A 17,046-nucleotide genomic window follows, 5' to 3' on the forward strand; every position below is an offset into this window, starting at 1 on the left:
CTGCCGCGCGCGGCATCGACCTTATGAGTGCAAACATTACTTCGACTGCCGTGCGCATTACGGATACGACTCAAGCTGCCAGTGCGACGCATGCCGCCGATCTGGCAATGGCTGCGGCCATGCGTCGCCAGCGGCTTCAGGATTTCCTGTTTCACAAGATCACGCTCGCATTCGCATTGAGCGTGCTGCTGGTGCTGGCAGGAATCATCATCTCGCTCATCATCGGCGCATGGCCGGCTTTCAAGGAATTCGGCCCGGCTTTCATCACCACGATCGAGTGGGATCCGGTCAACGACCAGTACGGCGCGCTGATTGCCATTGCCGGCACGGTGTCGACATCGCTGATCGCGCTTCTGATCGCATTTCCGATCAGCTTCGGGATCGCGCTCTTTCTCACCGAGATTTGTCCGGCAGTGCTGCGGCGGCCTTTGGGCACGGCAGTCGAGTTGCTGGCGGGCGTGCCCAGCATCATCTATGGCATGTGGGGCTTGTTCGTGTTCGCGCCGCTGTTTGGCGACTATGTGCAACCGCTGTTGAAGAACACGCTGGGCCAGTTGCCTCTCATCGGCCAGCTTTTCAGCGGGCCGGCCATGGGCATCGGCATACTCACCGCCGGCTTGATCCTGGCAGTGATGATCATTCCCTTCATCGCATCCGTCATGCGCGATGTGTTTGAAATCGTGCCGGCAGTGCTGAAGGAATCCGCCTATGGACTTGGATGTACCAAATGGGAAGTGGTGCGCAAGGTGGTCCTGCCGTACACCCGGACCGGCGTCGTCGGCGGCGTCATGCTCGGACTCGGCCGCGCGCTGGGCGAGACGATGGCCGTTACCTTCGTGATCGGCAATGCGCACAAGCTGTCGTGGTCGCTGCTGGCGCCGGGCAACAGCATTGCATCGACGCTGGCCAACGAATTTGCCGAAGCCGAATCGACGCTGCATGTGTCATCGCTGTTTGCGCTCGGCCTGATCCTGTTCGCGATCACCTTTATCGTATTGTCGTCGGCCAAGCTCATGCTGATGGGAATGTCCCGCAAAGAAGGGAGCACATAATGAATCCGGTCTACCGCAAGCGTCTGTGGCAGCACCGCGTCGGTATCGCGTTGTCCTTTGCGGCGATGGCGATCGGTCTCCTGTTTCTGGGCTGGATACTGTTCACGCTGATCCTCAAGGGCGTGGGCGCATTAAGCCTTGCCATGTTCACCCAGACCACGCCCGCGCCCGGCAGCGATGGCGGCGGCTTGATGAATGCGATCGTCGGCAGCTTGATGATGGTCGGCGCCGCGACGCTGATCAGCACGCCGATCGGCATCCTGGCCGGCATCTACCTGGCCGAGTATGGCGAAAAGAGCTGGCTGGCGCAGGTGACGCGCTTCATCACCGACATCATGCTGTCGGCGCCATCGATCGTGATCGGCCTGTTCGTCTATGCCCTCTATGTCGCCAACGTGAAGCACTTTTCCGGCTGGGCCGGCACCTTCTCGATTTCGCTGATTGCCGTGCCGGTCATCGTGCGCACCACCGACAACATGCTGAAGCTGGTGCCGAACAGCCTGCGCGAGGCAGCGTTTTCGCTGGGCGCGCCGCGCTGGAAAGTCGCCATGATGGTGCGCCTGCGCGCGGTGAAGGCGGGTGTCGTGACCGGCGTGCTGCTGGCGGTTGCCCGGATTTCAGGCGAAACAGCGCCGCTGTTGTTCACCGCCTTGAACAACCAGTTCTTCAGCGCCGACATGAATGCACCGCTCGCCAACCTGCCGGTCGTGATCTACCAGTTCGCCATGAGCCCGTACGATAACTGGCGTTCCCTGGCATGGGGCGGCGCATTGCTGATCACCGTCAGCGTACTCGGTTTGAATATCCTTTCCCGCACCTTGTTCAGTCAGAGGATGCCGAAATAACATGAATGATCAAATGATGACCATGGCCGACAAGACCACCCTCCAGATTTCCGGCCTGAATTTTTACTACGGGGCGTCGCATGCACTGAAGGACGTCAACCTGAATATCCACGAGAAGAAGGTCACCGCCTTCATCGGTCCTTCGGGTTGCGGCAAGTCCACGCTGCTGCGCACGCTCAACCGCATGTACGACCTGTATCCGGGCCAGCGCGCGGAGGGGACGATCATGTACCACGGGCGGAACATTCTCGATCCGGGGCAGGACGTCAACATGCTGCGTGCCAAGGTCGGGATGGTGTTCCAGAAGCCGACGCCGTTTCCGATGTCGGTCTACGACAACATCGCGTTCGGTGTGCGCCTGTACGAGAATCTGTCGCGCGGCGAGATGGATGAACGCGTCGAATGGGCGCTCAGGAAGGCGGCTCTGTGGACCGAGGTCAAGGACAAGCTCAACAAGAGCGGCCTCAGCCTGTCGGGCGGCCAGCAGCAGCGGCTGTGCATTGCTCGCGGTGTCGCGGTCAAGCCCGACGTGCTGCTGCTGGACGAACCGACTTCCGCGCTGGACCCGATTTCGACCGCGAAGATCGAGGAACTGATCGCCGAACTGAAGCAGGATTACACCATCACCATCGTGACGCATAATATGCAGCAGGCTGCGCGCTGCTCCGATTACACGGCGTACATGTACCTCGGCGAGCTGGTGGAGTTCGGCGAGACCGATCAGATTTTCATGAATCCGGCGAAGAAGGAAACGCAGGATTACATCACCGGCCGTTTCGGCTGAACATGCATTCGCAGACTGCCAATCTTGAATCATTAAGGAGAGCCTGATGCCGGGCGACCATTCTTCAAAACAATACGACATGGACCTGGAAGCGATCCGCTCCAAGGTGTTGCTGATGGGTGGACTGGTGGAACGCCAGTTCAACGACGCAATTGAATCTTTTCGCACGGGGAACGTCGCGCAGGCCGATGGCGTCATCAAGGGCGATGAGGAAGTCAACCGCCTCGAAGTCGCTCTGGACGACACCTGCAGCCACTTGATCGTCAAGCGCCAGCCGGCCGCGAACGACTTGCGCACCGTGATGGCGACCATCAAGGTGATTACCGATCTGGAACGCATCGGCGACGAGGCGACCAAGGTCGCGCGTAGTGCGAAGAATATGCAGGAGCGCGGCTCGACCGGCGCGCTCAACCACTACGAATCCATCCGCGTGATCGCCGCCAACACGGCGAACCTGTTGCACGATGCGCTCGATGCATTTGCGCGCCTCGATGAAAAGCAGGCGGCCAGGATCATCGCGCAGGACGAGGTGATCGATCACGAATTCCGCTCCATCATGCGCTCGATGATCACCTTCATGATGGAAGATCCGCGCACCATTTCGGCGGCACTGGACACCTTGTGGGTCGCCAAGGCGCTGGAACGGATCGGCGATCACGCCAAGAACATCGCCGAGTACGTCATCTACGTGGTGGAGGGCAAGGACATTCGCCATACCGATTACGTGTACACGAAGCTGGACAGTTCCATTTGACCATGGCAGCAGACAAAACCACCATTCTGATAGTCGAAGACGAACCGTCCATCGTTGAGCTGGTGACATTCACGCTGCAGGGAGCGGGCTGGAATGCCTTTGCGGTGAATACCGCAGGCGACGCATGGGAATTCATCCAGCGCCGCACGCCGCACATGATTCTGCTGGACTGGATGCTGCCGGACCAGACCGGTCTGCGCCTGCTGTCGAGAATCCGATCCGATCGCCAGCTGCAAGGCATCCCGGTGATCATGCTGACGGCCAAGAGCATGGAAGAAGACAAGATCGCGGGACTCGATACGGGGGCCGACGACTACATCACCAAGCCGTTTTCGCCGCGCGAGCTTACCGCGCGCATGAAGGCGCTCTTGCGCCGGAAGAGTCCCGAGCATGCGCAAAGCATGATGACGGCGGGTGCCGTCACGCTGGATCCGGTCAGCTGCAGCGTCATGCTGCACGAAGAAAAGATCGAGATCGGGCATGCGGAATACAAGCTGCTGAAATTCTTCCTGGCGCATCCCGAGCGCGTCTTTTCGCGCAGTCAGTTGCTCGACAAGGTATGGGGCGATCATGTCGTGATCGAAGAGCGTACCGTCGATGTCCATGTATTGCGCCTGCGGAAGGCGCTCAAGGATGCCGAATCGCTCATCAAGACCGTGCGTAGTGTAGGTTACATGCTGTCTGAAAAATAAGAGCGTCTGACAAAATGATTTCGAGGGCGTTGCGCAGCCTTGCCGTACCATATGTACTGTCTGCGGCTGCGCGGCCACTCGGAAACGCTTCGCTTCGTTTTGTCAGACGCTCACATCTTCTTTTCTTATGAATCCCAAGCTGCTGTTCTGGGTTCCGGCCATCTTGCGGCTGTCGTTCGTGCTGGTCGGCGTCGGCATACTCTGGTATTTCTTCGGCCCCATCGCCGGATTGCTCGCCGGCCTTCTTGCCATGTGCGTCTTGCTGGTCGTCCAGCTCCAGTATCTGTATCGCCTCGCCGAATGGCTCGACGAACCGTCCAGCAGCGCGCTTCCCGATGGCTGGGGTGCCTGGACCGATATTTTTTCGCGGCTCTACAAGATGCGCCGCGGCGATGAGAAGAACCAGGCGGAACTGACCGAGTGGCTGGCGCGCTTCCGCCAGGCGATGAGTCTGCTGCCGGATGGCGTCGTGATCATGGACGACGTGCTGTTCCTGGAATGGTGCAATCCGGCGGCGGAAAAGCATCTCGGCCTCAAGCTCGACCGCGACAAAGGCATGCGGGTCACGAATCTTGTCCGCAGCCCGGAATTCATGGACTACATCATCCTCGGACGTTACGACCAGCCGCTTTCTCTCAGCCTGAGAGACCGCAAATTGATCGCGCATATCATCCCGTTCGAAAACCGTCGGCAGATTCTGGTGACGCACGATGCGACGGAATCGGAACGGATTGAAATGATGCGGCGCGACTTCATTGCCAACGCGTCGCACGAATTGCGCACACCGCTGACCGTGATCAACGGTTTCCTCGAAATCGCCCTGGGCCAGCCGAAACTCGATGCGCAAACCAGATTGGCGCACGTGAAATTGATGAGCGAACAGGGACACCGCATGCAGAACCTGGTCGAGGACATGCTGACATTGACGCGTCTGGAGTCGGTTGACTATCCGCTTCGTCCCGAGCGGGTCAACATTCCGGCCTTGCTGGAGCAGGTCTTGCAGGAGGCGAAGGCGCTGTCAGCAGGCAGGCACGACATTTCGCTCGAAGTGGATGGGCCAGACATCAAGGGCAGCACGGAAGAGCTGCGCAGCGCGTTCGGCAATCTGACGTCGAATGCAGTGCGCTACACGCCGGGGCAAGGGCGCATCGAGATGACGTGGCGGCAGACTGCGGCCGGTCCGCAGTTCGAAGTGCGTGACACCGGCATCGGCATCCGACCCGAACATATATCGAGGCTGACCGAGCGTTTCTACCGCGTTGACAAGAGTCGCTCGCGGGAGACGCAGGGAACCGGGCTGGGCCTGGCCATCGTCAAGCATGTGCTGTTGCGGCATGATGCATCGCTGACCATCGAGTCGCAGCCGGAGCAGGGCAGCTGCTTCGCCGTGAAGTTCCCGCAGAAGGTGGTGTGGGGGGATTAGGACGGGCGCGAATGGCGGACTGTGCCGCCATCGCAGGTCAGGATTCGAACAGTCGATTCCTGACCCTTTGCTGATGAGACTTACTTGTAGCCGACGCGATCCAGAATCTTCTGTGCCGCGATCTGGTTCTTGCCGATGGTGGCGATCGAGACGGTTTCCATCTTGAACTTGCCGAGCGATTCCAACGCCGGGTTCTTCGCCACCGCACTCTTCACGACAGGCCATTCATTGTTGCCGTTGGCCAGATAGGCTTGCGCGTCATCGCTGGCGAGGTACTCCAGGAACTGGACAGCCGCATCGCGATGCGGTGCATTCTTCGCGACGCCGCCGCCGGAAATATTCATGTGTGTTCCCGACGTCTTCTGGTTCGGCCAGAGGAAGCCGACCTTGCTCATCATTTCCTTTTCATCCGGCTTCGTGGAGCGCAGCAGGCGAACATAGTAGTAGGAATTGGCGAGCGCTACGCCGCATTCACCGGTTGCGACACCCTTGATCTGGTCCGTGTCGCCGCCGCGCGGAGGACGCGCGAAGTTCGTGACCATGCCTTGCGCCCATTGTTCCGTTGCCTGTTCGCCGTTGCGGTCGATCATGGAGCCGATCAGCGACAGCATGTAAGGATGGGAGCCGGAACGGGTGCAGACCTTGCCCTTGTTTTTCGGATCGGCAAGCGATTCGTACGTCGCCACATCTTCCGGCTTTACCGTGTCCTTGTTGTAGACAATGATGCGAGCGCGCGTCGAAAAGCCGTACCATTCCGCGCCGTTGCCGTCATCCTTGCCGCGCAGGTTGGCAGGGATGCGCGCATCCAGCACCTTGGACTTGACCGGCTGGAACATGCCGTTGATCTGGGCGCGCCACAGACGTGCGGCATCCACCAGCAGGATGACATCGGCCGCGCTGTTCTTGCCTTCATTCTTCAAGCGTTCGAGCAAGGCATTGTCGTCGGCTTCGATCCGGTTGATCTTGATGCCGGTTTGCTTGGTGAAGTTCGAATACAACTGTTCGTCGGTCTGATAGTGACGGGCAGAGTAGAGGTTCAATTCCTTCTCTTGCGCCTGAACCGAACTTGCGGCAAGCGATACAACAGCAGCGCCCATCAATGTGGAAGTCAAACGTTTCATGTTGCTCCTTATTGAGAATGATTTTCAATTGCAAAAATTATACGCGTATTTGGCAAATCGAAATCGTTCTCATTGAGGCTGCAAGCGCCTTTCGCAGCTTCCGCTACAATCCTTGATGCAGCGCAATGAAACGTCATTGCCCATGCATCTGTTCCCGAGTCTTTTTTGCTTCCTTGTCACATGTTTCCTGTGCGTTTACTCCTGATCACTTCATCCGCGGTGTTATTACTTGCCGGCTGTGCGGCCACGACCGCACCCATCGCCACGCCGAATGCGCCGGTAGCGGTGCAGCAAAAACCGCCGCGCAGCGTAAAAATCGGTCTCGCGCTCGGCGGCGGCGCGGCGCGCGGCTTTGCCCATATCGGTGTCATCAAGGCGCTCGAAGCGCAGGGCATCGTGCCCGATGTTGTGGTTGGAACAAGTGCCGGCAGCCTGGTCGGCGCCTTGTACGCGGCAGGGAACAATGGCTTCGCGTTGAACAAAATGGCACTGGAAATGGAAGAAGCCGCCATCTCGGATTGGTCGGTACCGCTGTTTTCCAAAGGCACTGGCGTTCTGAAAGGCGAGGCATTGCAGAATTACGTCAACAAGGCCATCAACGGGGTGCCGCTTGAAAAGCTGAAAATTCCATTTGGTGCGGTCGCCACCGATCTCAACAACGGACAACCGATCCTGTTCCAACGCGGTAACACCGGACTCGCCGTGCGCGCCTCATCCGCTGTTCCCAGTGTTTTTCAACCAGTCAAGATCGGTGATCACGCCTACGTGGACGGCGGACTGGTTTCACCGGTGCCGGTACGCTTTGCGCGGCAGATGGGGGCGGATTTCGTGATTGCGGTGAACATATCGGCGCAACCCGATGCGCAACCGGCGTCAAGTTCACTGGATGTTCTGCTGCAAACCTTCGCCATCATGGGGCAGAGCATCAACAACCATGAATTGAAGGAAGCCGACATCGTCATCCAACCGCGTCTGGGAACCATGAAGGGCAATGACTTCCCCGGACGTAATGTCGCAATCCTGGCGGGAGAGCAGGCGGCCGTCGCGGCCATACCGGAACTCAGGCAGAAGTTGAAACAGAAAAGGGAACAATAGGATGCAATATCCTATTTGTGCTCCGGTTCGCTGATGCGGCGCGCGCCGTTGAACCGGCTGCGCCAGTAACCGACGTCCATGCTTTCGATGCGGACCTTGCCGCCAGCCGAAGGCGCATGGATGAACTTGTTATCGCCAAGATAAATGCCGACGTGGGAAAAGCCGCGTCTCAAGGTGTTGTAGAAGACCAGATCGCCCGGCTGCAAGTCCTTGGTTTCAACCTGCTGACCCACTTGGCTGATTTCTTCCGACGTCCGCGGCAGATTGGTATTCCATACCTCCTTGAACAGATAGCGCACCAACCCGCTGCAGTCCAGCCCGCTTTCAGGTGCGGTGCCGCCGTACTTGTAACTGATGCCGATCATGCTCATGGCCTGCATCGCAAGCTCGGATGCGCGACCGGACAGATTCTGCAATTTGCTCAAGGCCGTGTTCAGCGGAGGCGACTCCTCCAAAGGATAGTCCGCACCATATGCGAGGGGCGACAAGCAGATGCCAACGGCGATGACACACATCGGAGGCAATGCTCGCAGCCGAACGAGGTAATCGGAAATTGGCATTTTGATCAATTCAGTGCGGTGTACCAATCGACTGTAAGTGAATCTCGCAGTACTGTCAAAAACTGTTGCCTGCGAGTATGCTTGCTCAATGGCATCTCATGATCAAAACTGCATGATCACATAGCATGACCGCGAATACTTCCATCGATATTCATGTCAAGCCTCGTGTATTGATCGCGGACGATTCACGGATCGTGCGCGCGACGCTGATCAAGCATATCGAGGGTATGTTCGAATTTCGCGAGGCACTGGATGGCGAGCAGGCGTGGGAAACGCTGCTGGTCGATCCGAGCATCCGCGTCGTGATTACCGACCTCACCATGCCGAAGCTGGACGGTTATGGATTACTGCAAAGGATTCGTGCATCCAAAGTTGCCCGCATCCGCGATATTCCGGTGGTGGTGGTATCCGGCAGCGATGTGCAGGAAGAGCGTGATCGCGCGAAAGCCGCCGGTGCGACCGATTTGATTACAAAGGGTATCGCCACGCCGCAACTTCTTTCGAGGCTGGACATTCTGGCTCGGCTGGTCAGCACGCAAGGCGAATTTGAACGCAGCCTTGAGGCGCTTGCGCGCAATCGTGCAAATTCGACCGAGGCCATGGATGATTTGGACTCGCCTGAATTGTTCCGGAACCAGGCCGGGTTACTTCTTGCAAACGCAATCAGGAACAAGAGAAATTTTGTCATTCTTGGCATCCGCATCGGACTGAAGCATGCTGGTTTGGAAGGGCTTGCCGCATGTCCTCCATCAAGCGTTGTCGATGCGGTCGGTCGCCTGTTGCGTCATACCGTGCGCAAGAGCGATCGTGTGGCGAGGACAGGCGAGGCCGAATTTGCCGTCGCAACTGGAAGCATCAATTTCGATTCAGCCCGTTTTTTTGCGCAGCGTGTTTGTCAGGCAATTGCAAACGCGAATTTGAGCGAGCACGAGCAGATGTCATTTGTCGCGAGTTGCGGCGTCGTTTCGCTGTCTGATTTTGGAAACGAATCTGATGCGGTTTCGCTGGAGACATTATGCGAAGTCGCCCGCCAGCGTGCGACGCTCGGGTTGGATCACGCCATTACCGGCGTCGTCGGCCAGGAAGAAGAGGTAGCTCTCCAGTCGCGGCCGGTCGATACATCGCTGCTGTGGCTGTCTGCCAGGGATGGCGAGGTAATTCAACAAAAAATGACAGGAAGCGGTGACGGCTGCAATGCAGATCGCCCGGCGGCTGAAACATTGCTGCAATGGTTGCAAGAAGGTCGGCAGGATCAAGTGTTGCCGCATCTCGAAAGGCTGGCAGCAGACTTGCAACCATTGATGGAGCTTGTGTTGCAACAACGCAAGTAGTGGCCCAGTCGTGGCAAACACGTCGCACACCGTCTATCGTACAATCCGTTCTTCTTTTTACGAGGAGAAGCGATGCAATCGAAACAAATTCTGACGCTTGACGACGTCAAGAAAATCGCTGCTGCTGCAGAGGCGGAAGCGAAGGCAAACAACTGGGCAGTGACAATTTCCATCGTCGATGACGGCGGGCACCTTTTGTGGTTGCAACGTCTTGATGACGCGGCACCGATCTCTGCCGATATCGCTCCGGCAAAAGCCAAGACTGCTGCACTTGGTCGCCGCGAAAGCAAGATTTATGAAGACATGATCAACAATGGTCGCGTGTCCTTCATTACCGCGCCAACGCTGCAAGGCCTGCTTGAAGGCGGTGTGCCGATCATGGTTGGCGGCCAATGTGTTGGCGCAGTTGGTGTCTCTGGCGTGAAATCGTCGGAAGACGTGCAAATTGCGAAAGCAGGGATTGCAGCGCTGGGCGTCTGATTCCGCAAAAATGCGCTGTCGGCAGTAGCTGGAAAGCGCTCTTCACGAGGTCCTGCGGATTGCGGTGAAGGGCATTTTCGGCTATAATTTTCGGGTTTAACTAATTTATCCCGCCGTAGCGCATACCCCTTCCATCTCGTCCCACGAAGACCCGCACATCCAAAGCGCAAGCCGTTTGGTTGACGGTCGTTCTGGCGCGGCGCAGCGGCGGTAATCACCTCAGGAGTTACCCTTGCTGCCATTTTTCTCTGGCTCCACCCCTCCGGCCGTGCTCGCCTTGGCGGACGGTTCGCTTTTCACCGGCATGTCGATCGGCGCCTCCGGGCGGACGGTGGGGGAAGTGGTGTTCAACACGGCGATGACGGGCTATCAGGAGATCCTGACGGATCCGAGCTACAGCCGCCAGCTGGTGACGCTGACGTACCCGCACATCGGCAACGTCGGGGTCAATGCGGAAGACGTGGAGGCGGGCCGGGTGCACGCGGCCGGGCTGATCATTCGCGACCTGCCGGCGCTGGTGTCGAACTTCCGCGCCACGCAGAGTCTGTCGCAGTACCTGCAGGCGCAGAACGTGGTGGCGATCGCCGGCATCGACACGCGGCGGCTGACGCGCCTGCTGCGCGAGAAGGGCGCCCAGAGCGGCGCGATCGTGGCCGGCGACGGTGCCGATGCCGACGAGGCGCTGGCGCTGGCGCGCTCGTTCGGCGGGCTGGCCGGGATGGACTTGGCGAAGGTCGTGTCGACCCCGGTCGCCTACGAATGGAGCGAGACCGAATGGACGCTGGGCGCAGGCCATGGCCGGCAGGAGGCGGCGCAGTACCACGTGGTCGCGTTCGACTACGGCGTCAAGCGCAACATCCTGCGCATGCTCGCCGCACGCGGCTGCCGGATCACGGTGCTGCCGGCGCAGGCCTCGGCGGCCGACGCCATCGCGCTGCAGCCGGACGGCATCTTCCTCGCCAACGGCCCGGGCGACCCGGAGCCGTGCGACTACGCCATTGCCGCCACGAAGGAGCTGATCGAGCGCGGCTACCCCACCTTCGGCATCTGTCTCGGCCACCAAATCATGGCGCTGGCCTCGGGCGCAAGGACGCTCAAGATGAAGTTCGGTCACCACGGCGCGAACCACCCGGTGCAGGACCTCGACACCAAACAGGTGATGATCACCTCGCAGAACCACGGCTTCGCGGTCGACGCATCGACCCTGCCAGCCAACTGCCGCGTCACCCATGTGTCGCTGTTCGACGGCTCGCTGCAGGGTTTCGCCCGCACCGACCGCCCCGCCTTCTGCTTCCAGGGACACCCGGAAGCCTCGCCCGGTCCGCACGACGTGGCCCCCCTGTTCGATCGCTTCGTGGCGATGATGGAGACCAAGAAACATGCCTAAGCGTACCGACCTCAAAAGCATCCTGATCATTGGCGCCGGCCCGATCATCATCGGCCAGGCCTGCGAATTCGACTATTCCGGCGCGCAAGCCTGCAAGGCGCTGCGCGAAGAGGGCTACCACGTCATCCTGGTCAACAGCAACCCGGCCACCATCATGACCGACCCCGAGATGGCCGACGTCACCTACATCGAGCCCATCACGTGGCAAGTGCTCGAACGCATCATCGCCAAGGAATGCCCGGACGCCATCCTGCCCACCATGGGCGGCCAGACCGCGCTCAACTGCGCGCTCGATCTGCACCGGCACGGCGTGCTGGCCCGGTACGACGTCGAACTGATCGGCGCCTCGCCGGACGCCATCGACAAGGCCGAGGACCGCTCCCGCTTCAAGGAGGCGATGACGAAGATCGGTCTCGGCTCGGCCCGCTCCGGCGTGTCGCACACGCTGGAGGAATCGTGGGCGGTGCAGAAGGAACTGGGCTTTCCCGTCATCATCCGGCCCTCCTTCACCATGGGCGGCACCGGCGGCGGCATCGCCTACAACCCCGAGGAATTCGAGGCCATCTGCAAGCGCGGGCTGGAAGCCTCGCCCACCTCCGAACTGCTGATCGAGGAATCCCTGATCGGCTGGAAGGAGTTCGAGATGGAAGTCGTGCGCGACCGGGCCGACAACTGCATCATCGTCTGCTCGATCGAGAACCTCGACCCGATGGGCGTGCACACCGGCGACTCGATCACGGTGGCGCCGGCGCAGACCCTGACCGACAAGGAATACCAGATCATGCGCAACGCCTCGGTCGCGGTGCTGCGCGAGATCGGGGTCGATACCGGCGGCTCCAACGTGCAGTTCGCGATCAACCCGCAGGACGGGCGCATGATCGTGATCGAGATGAACCCGCGCGTGTCGCGCTCCTCGGCGCTGGCGTCGAAGGCCACCGGTTTCCCGATCGCCAAGGTCGCGGCGAAATTGGCGGTCGGCTTCACGCTCGACGAATTGCGCAACGACATCACCGGCGGTGCCACCCCGGCCTCGTTCGAACCGACCATCGACTACGTCGTCACCAAGATCCCGCGCTTTGCCTTCGAGAAATTCCCGCAGGCCGACAGCCATCTGACCACGCAGATGAAATCGGTCGGCGAAGTCATGGCGATCGGCCGCACCTTCCAGGAATCGTTCCAGAAGGCGCTGCGCGGCCTCGAAGTCGGGGTCGACGGCATGAACGAGAAGACCACCGACCGCGAAACCATCGAGGAGGAGCTGGGCGAACCGGGACCGGAACGCATCTGGTACGTCGGCGACGCCTTCGCCCAGGGCTTCAGTCTGGAGGAGGTGCACCAGCTGACGCACATCGACCCGTGGTTCCTGGTGCAGATCAAGGAAATCGTCGACATCGAGCTGTGGCTGGAAACGCAGACGCTGGACAGCCTCGACAAACCCACCCTGTTCCGCCTGAAGCAGAAGGGCTTCGCCGACCGCCGCCTGGCCCGGCTCCTGAAGACCAGCGACACCGCGGTGCGCGACAAGCGGCGCGCACTGGGCGTGCGCCCGGTCTACAAGCGGGTCGACACCTGCGCCGCCGAATTCGCCACCCGCACCGCCTACATGTACTCCACCTACGAGGAAGAGTGCGAATCGCAGCCGACCGGCAACAAGAAGATCATGGTGCTGGGCGGCGGCCCCAACCGCATCGGCCAGGGCATCGAGTTCGACTACTGCTGCGTGCACGCCGCGCTGGCCATGCGCGAGGACGGCTATGAAACCATCATGGTCAACTGCAACCCGGAAACCGTGTCCACCGACTACGACACCTCCGACCGCCTGTACTTCGAGCCGCTCACGCTGGAAGACGTGCTGGAAATCGTCGACAAGGAACATCCGGTCGGCGTCATCGTCCAGTACGGCGGCCAGACCCCGCTCAAGCTCGCGCTCGACCTCGAGGCCAACGGCGTGCCCATCATCGGCACCAGCCCCGACATGATCGACGCCGCCGAGGATCGCGAACGCTTCCAGCAGTTGCTGCACAAGCTCGGCCTGCGGCAGCCGCCCAACCGCACCGCGCGCACCGAGGCAGACGCCCTGCGCCTGGCGCAGGAGATCGGCTACCCGCTGGTGGTACGTCCCTCGTATGTGCTGGGCGGACGCGCGATGGAAATCGTGCACGAGCAGCGCGACCTCGAGCGCTACATGCGCGAGGCGGTCAAGGTCTCGCACGACTCGCCGGTGCTGCTCGACCGCTTCCTCAACGACGCCATCGAGGTCGACGTCGACTGCCTGTCCGACGGCAGCCGCACCTTCATCGGCGGCGTGATGGAACACATCGAGCAGGCCGGCGTGCACTCGGGCGACTCGGCCTGCTCGCTGCCGCCGTACTCGCTGTCGCCGGAGACGATCGCCGAACTCAAGCGCCAGACCGCGCTGATGGCGCAGGGCCTGAACGTGGTCGGCCTGATGAACGTGCAGTTCGCGATCCAGCAGCAGGAGATCGACGGCAAGCTGCAGGACATCGTGTACGTGCTGGAAGTCAACCCGCGCGCCTCGCGCACGGTGCCGTTCGTGTCCAAGGCCACCGGCCTGCCGCTGGCGCGGATCGCGGCGCGCTGCATGGCCGGGCAGACGCTCGACAGCCAGGGCATCGGCAGCGAAGTGGTGCCGGCCTACTACAGCGTCAAGGAAGCGGTGTTCCCGTTCGTCAAGTTCCCCGGGGTGGATACCATCCTCGGCCCCGAAATGAAGTCCACCGGCGAAGTCATGGGCGTGGGAAGGACCTTCGGCGAAGCCTTCGTCAAGTCGCAGCTCGGCGCCGGCATCAAGCTCCCCGCCTCCGGCCGTGTCTTTCTTTCCGTCAAGAACAGCGACAAGCCGCGTGCGGTGCAAGTCGCGAAAGACCTGGTTGAAATGGGCTTCTCGGTTGCGGCGACCAAAGGAACCGCCGCTGCGATCAGTGCTGCCGGCATCCCGGTCACGACCGTCAACAAGGTTGTCGAAGGCCGCCCGCATGTCGTTGACATGATCAAGAACAACGAGATTGCATTGGTCATCAACACGGTTGAGGAAAAGCGGTCTGCAATTGTGGACTCGCGCGCCATCCGGACGTCCGCACTTGCCGCACGTGTAACAACCTACACAACTATTGCCGGTGCAGAAGCCGCAGTGGAAGGCATGCGCCATCTTGATGAGCTGCATGTCTACGATTTACAAGGCCTGCATAAAACCTTACACTGACCTCACAATTCAGCTTCAACCACAGAGGTCACAGAAAGCATCGGCTTTTCCCGGTGCTGTTTGTGACCTCTGTGGTTTTCATTTCATCAATTAAATCATGAGCACAGTCCCGATTACAAAACGCGGCGCAGAACTGTTGAAGGAAGAACTGCATCGCCTGAAAACCAAAGACCGCCCGGCGGTGATTAATGCGATTTCCGAAGCACGCGCCCAAGGCGACCTGTCGGAAAACGCGGAATACGATGCAGCAAAAGAGCGCCAAAGCTTCATTGAAGGGCGCATTGCAGAACTCGAAGGCAAGCTGGGTGCGGCGCAGATTATTGATCCCGAACTGTTGGATGCCGAAGGCCGGATCGTGTTTGCTTCCACGGTTCATCTGGAAGATCTAGAGTCGGGGCAGAAGGTGACGTATCAGATCGTCGGAGAAGACGAGGCGGATCTCAAGGAATTGAAGGTGTCCATCACTTCCCCGATTGCCCGCGCATTGATCGGCAAATATGCCGGTGACGTGGTTGAAGTGCAAGCGCCCTCCGGCATCCGGGAATATGAAGTTCTTGACGTACGTTACGTTTGAGCCGCGATGTTCTGGGCGCGTACCAGGTTGCTGATTGTTACTCTGTGGGTCGGAAGCCTGTGGACGGTGGGATACCTGGTTGCACCGACCTTGTTTTCCACCTTGCCTGACAGAGTGCTGGCCGGCTCGATCGCCGGAAGTTTGTTTCGCATCGAGGCATGGCTATCGGTTGCCTGTACCGTCATATTGCTGATATCGGTGAGGTGGGGTGGCAGCAATCCGAATTTCACTCCGACCAAACCCTGGATCGGCCTGGTACTCGGCATGCTGGCTTGCACATTGGTCGGATATTTCGCCTTGCAGCCATTCATGGCGGCACTGCGAGAGGCGGCCGGGCCTGGGGGCGTAATGAGTTCCGACGCACGAATGCAATTTGGCATCCTGCACGGTATTTCAAGCGGTATCTATTTGATGCAGAGCCTGCTGGGTGTGGCTCTGGTGCTCAAATCGAAATAAGGGAACTGACGGAGCCGATAATGACTTGTGGGCAGCTGTGAATTCGCTGCCAAAGCGGGCATCAATCAGCGGCTTCTGCCCAAGGCGGATTTCTTGCTGCTGGCTTGACGGGGTTTTGCGCGCTTGATCGAGCCGCCAGCCGTGACGCGTTCATTGCCTTTGAGAAGCACTTTGGTCACGGTAGGACGCTTGGTGCCACTGGGGCTTGGTTTGACGATGGTCACTTCACGCAGACCTTTTCCCTTTTTTCCGCTGCGTTCCTTGGGTTCTTCCTTTTTGGGTCTGTACAGGACCAAAAGCTTGCCGATGTGCTGTATCGGTTCAGCCTCGAGTTTGTCGCAAATGGTTTCGTAAATTTCGATACGCGCTTCGCGCTCATCACCGAAGACGCGAACCTTGATCAAACCGTGGGCATTCAGGCTTGCATCGATTTCCTTGAGCACGGCGGGCGTCAGGCCGGCTTCGCCGATCATCACGACCGGATTCAGCGCATGTGCTTCTGAGCGGAGCGCACTGCGCTCGGCGGGAGTGAGTTTCAACATGGTGTATTCCTTAAAAGCGGTATTCTACGCGAATGGCAAAGAACAAATTAAACAAAAACTGGCTGCACGACCATATCAACGATCCGTACGTGAAGCTGGCGCAGAAAGAAGGCTATCGAGCCAGGGCCGTCTATAAGTTGAAAGAGATCGACGAGAGCGAAAAACTGATCAGACCTGGTCAGGTGATTGTCGATCTGGGCTGCACTCCTGGAAGCTGGGCGCAATATGCCCGCAACAAGCTGGCAGGAAAAGAGGGCGGGGGAATCCATGGCACCATCATCGGACTGGACATGCTTCCCATGGAGCCGATCGCCGATGTGCATTTCATCCAGGGCGACTTTCGTGAAGAGTCCATATTGCACCAGTTGGAAGACGTGCTGGAGGGGCGAAAAGTGGATGTGGTCCTCTCCGACATGGCTCCGAATCTGTCGGGCGTTGCGATCACCGATGCCGCCCGCGTCGAACATATCATTGATCTGGCGATTGAATTTGCGCAAGCACACATGAAACCTTCCGGAGCGCTCCTCGTCAAATGCTTCAACGGGTCGGGTTACACCCAGCTTCTCGAAAAGTTCAGGCAGGAATTCAAAATTGTCGTTTCGAAGAAGCCCAAAGCCAGCAGGGATAAATCGTCGGAAGTCTTTTTGCTGGGGAAAATACTCAAAAACCCCGCTTAAGCGTTCGAAAGTCGTTTCTTCCCCTTGATACTCAAGGGTTTTGCCCTATA

Annotated in this window: 17 protein-coding genes; 14 read left to right on the top strand and 3 right to left on the bottom strand. The window is 59.4% G+C overall.

All coding sequences use genetic code 11. The features are described from left to right. Positions 1-107 precede the first annotated feature (107 nt). The 6 genes from pstC to phoR all read left to right on the top strand — a co-directional run bounded on the left by pstC (position 108) and on the right by phoR (position 5,550). A complete protein-coding gene (pstC, locus tag D3870_RS06240) occupies positions 108-1,052 on the top strand; it encodes a phosphate ABC transporter permease subunit PstC (RefSeq protein ID WP_242490046.1) in 945 nt (314 codons plus the stop codon). Further along, positions 1,052-1,897: a phosphate ABC transporter permease PstA gene (gene pstA, locus D3870_RS06245; protein WP_119737566.1), complete on the top strand. Its 846-nt coding sequence runs from the start codon at positions 1,052-1,054 to the stop codon at positions 1,895-1,897. The genes pstC and pstA overlap by 1 nt, the downstream gene beginning before the upstream one ends. 1 nt (position 1,898) lies before the next feature. Continuing rightward, positions 1,899-2,681, top strand: a complete 783-nt coding sequence (gene pstB / locus D3870_RS06250; RefSeq protein ID WP_119737567.1) for a phosphate ABC transporter ATP-binding protein PstB — start codon at positions 1,899-1,901, stop codon at positions 2,679-2,681. A gap of 46 nt (positions 2,682-2,727) precedes the next feature. Next, positions 2,728-3,435 carry a phosphate signaling complex protein PhoU gene (phoU, locus tag D3870_RS06255; protein WP_119737569.1) on the top strand — a complete coding sequence of 236 codons (708 nt, stop codon included), beginning with the start codon at positions 2,728-2,730 and terminating at the stop codon, positions 3,433-3,435. A 2-nt stretch (positions 3,436-3,437) separates the two neighbouring features. Beyond that, positions 3,438-4,127, top strand: coding sequence for a response regulator (locus D3870_RS06260; RefSeq protein ID WP_119737571.1), 690 nt, complete (start codon positions 3,438-3,440; stop codon positions 4,125-4,127). Between the two features lie 127 nt (positions 4,128-4,254). Continuing rightward, the gene (gene phoR, locus D3870_RS06265; protein WP_119737573.1) at positions 4,255-5,550 is read left to right on the top strand and encodes a phosphate regulon sensor histidine kinase PhoR; all 1,296 of its coding nucleotides are present in this window, start codon (positions 4,255-4,257) and stop codon (positions 5,548-5,550) included. Between the two features lie 80 nt (positions 5,551-5,630). On the opposite strand, the gene D3870_RS06270 is transcribed toward phoR, so the two are convergent. Beyond that, positions 5,631-6,671: a Fe(3+) ABC transporter substrate-binding protein gene (locus D3870_RS06270; RefSeq protein WP_119737574.1), complete on the bottom strand. Its 1,041-nt coding sequence runs from the start codon at positions 6,669-6,671 to the stop codon at positions 5,631-5,633. A 180-nt stretch (positions 6,672-6,851) separates the two neighbouring features. On the opposite strand from D3870_RS06270, the gene D3870_RS06275 reads away from it, so the two are divergent. Further along, positions 6,852-7,766 (top strand): patatin-like phospholipase family protein, encoded by a 915-nt coding sequence (locus D3870_RS06275; RefSeq protein ID WP_119737576.1) that lies wholly within the window; start codon positions 6,852-6,854, stop codon positions 7,764-7,766. Between the two features lie 11 nt (positions 7,767-7,777). Here D3870_RS06275 and D3870_RS06280 read toward each other — a convergent pair whose 3' ends face one another. Next, entirely contained in the window at positions 7,778-8,326 is a 549-nt protein-coding gene (locus D3870_RS06280) for a C40 family peptidase (protein ID WP_119741757.1), read from the bottom strand. 125 nt (positions 8,327-8,451) lie between these two features. Between D3870_RS06280 and D3870_RS06285 the strand changes: the two genes are divergently transcribed. The 6 genes from D3870_RS06285 to D3870_RS06310 all read left to right on the top strand — a co-directional run bounded on the left by D3870_RS06285 (position 8,452) and on the right by D3870_RS06310 (position 15,777). Then, a complete protein-coding gene (locus tag D3870_RS06285) occupies positions 8,452-9,657 on the top strand; it encodes a response regulator (RefSeq protein ID WP_119737578.1) in 1,206 nt (401 codons plus the stop codon). A gap of 72 nt (positions 9,658-9,729) precedes the next feature. After that, complete coding sequence (locus D3870_RS06290) at positions 9,730-10,137, top strand: GlcG/HbpS family heme-binding protein (RefSeq protein ID WP_119737579.1); 408 nt, start codon at positions 9,730-9,732, stop codon at positions 10,135-10,137. 232 nt (positions 10,138-10,369) lie between these two features. Further along, positions 10,370-11,524 (top strand): glutamine-hydrolyzing carbamoyl-phosphate synthase small subunit, encoded by a 1,155-nt coding sequence (gene carA, locus D3870_RS06295; protein WP_119737581.1) that lies wholly within the window; start codon positions 10,370-10,372, stop codon positions 11,522-11,524. Beyond that, positions 11,517-14,747, top strand: a complete 3,231-nt coding sequence (gene carB, locus D3870_RS06300) for a carbamoyl-phosphate synthase large subunit (RefSeq protein WP_119737583.1) — start codon at positions 11,517-11,519, stop codon at positions 14,745-14,747. The genes carA and carB overlap by 8 nt, the downstream gene beginning before the upstream one ends. Before the next feature lie 97 nt (positions 14,748-14,844). Then, positions 14,845-15,321 (top strand): transcription elongation factor GreA, encoded by a 477-nt coding sequence (greA, locus tag D3870_RS06305; protein ID WP_119737585.1) that lies wholly within the window; start codon positions 14,845-14,847, stop codon positions 15,319-15,321. A gap of 6 nt (positions 15,322-15,327) precedes the next feature. After that, positions 15,328-15,777, top strand: a complete 450-nt coding sequence (locus D3870_RS06310) for a DUF4149 domain-containing protein (protein ID WP_119737586.1) — start codon at positions 15,328-15,330, stop codon at positions 15,775-15,777. 65 nt (positions 15,778-15,842) lie between these two features. On the opposite strand, the gene yhbY is transcribed toward D3870_RS06310, so the two are convergent. After that, a complete protein-coding gene (gene yhbY, locus D3870_RS06315; protein WP_119737588.1) occupies positions 15,843-16,319 on the bottom strand; it encodes a ribosome assembly RNA-binding protein YhbY in 477 nt (158 codons plus the stop codon). A gap of 32 nt (positions 16,320-16,351) precedes the next feature. On the opposite strand from yhbY, the gene D3870_RS06320 reads away from it, so the two are divergent. Further along, positions 16,352-16,996: an RlmE family RNA methyltransferase gene (locus D3870_RS06320; protein ID WP_119737590.1), complete on the top strand. Its 645-nt coding sequence runs from the start codon at positions 16,352-16,354 to the stop codon at positions 16,994-16,996. Positions 16,997-17,046: the final 50 nt, after the last annotated feature.

Source organism: Noviherbaspirillum cavernae, from assembly GCF_003590875.1.
Lineage (GTDB): Bacteria > Pseudomonadota > Gammaproteobacteria > Burkholderiales > Burkholderiaceae_D > Noviherbaspirillum > Noviherbaspirillum cavernae.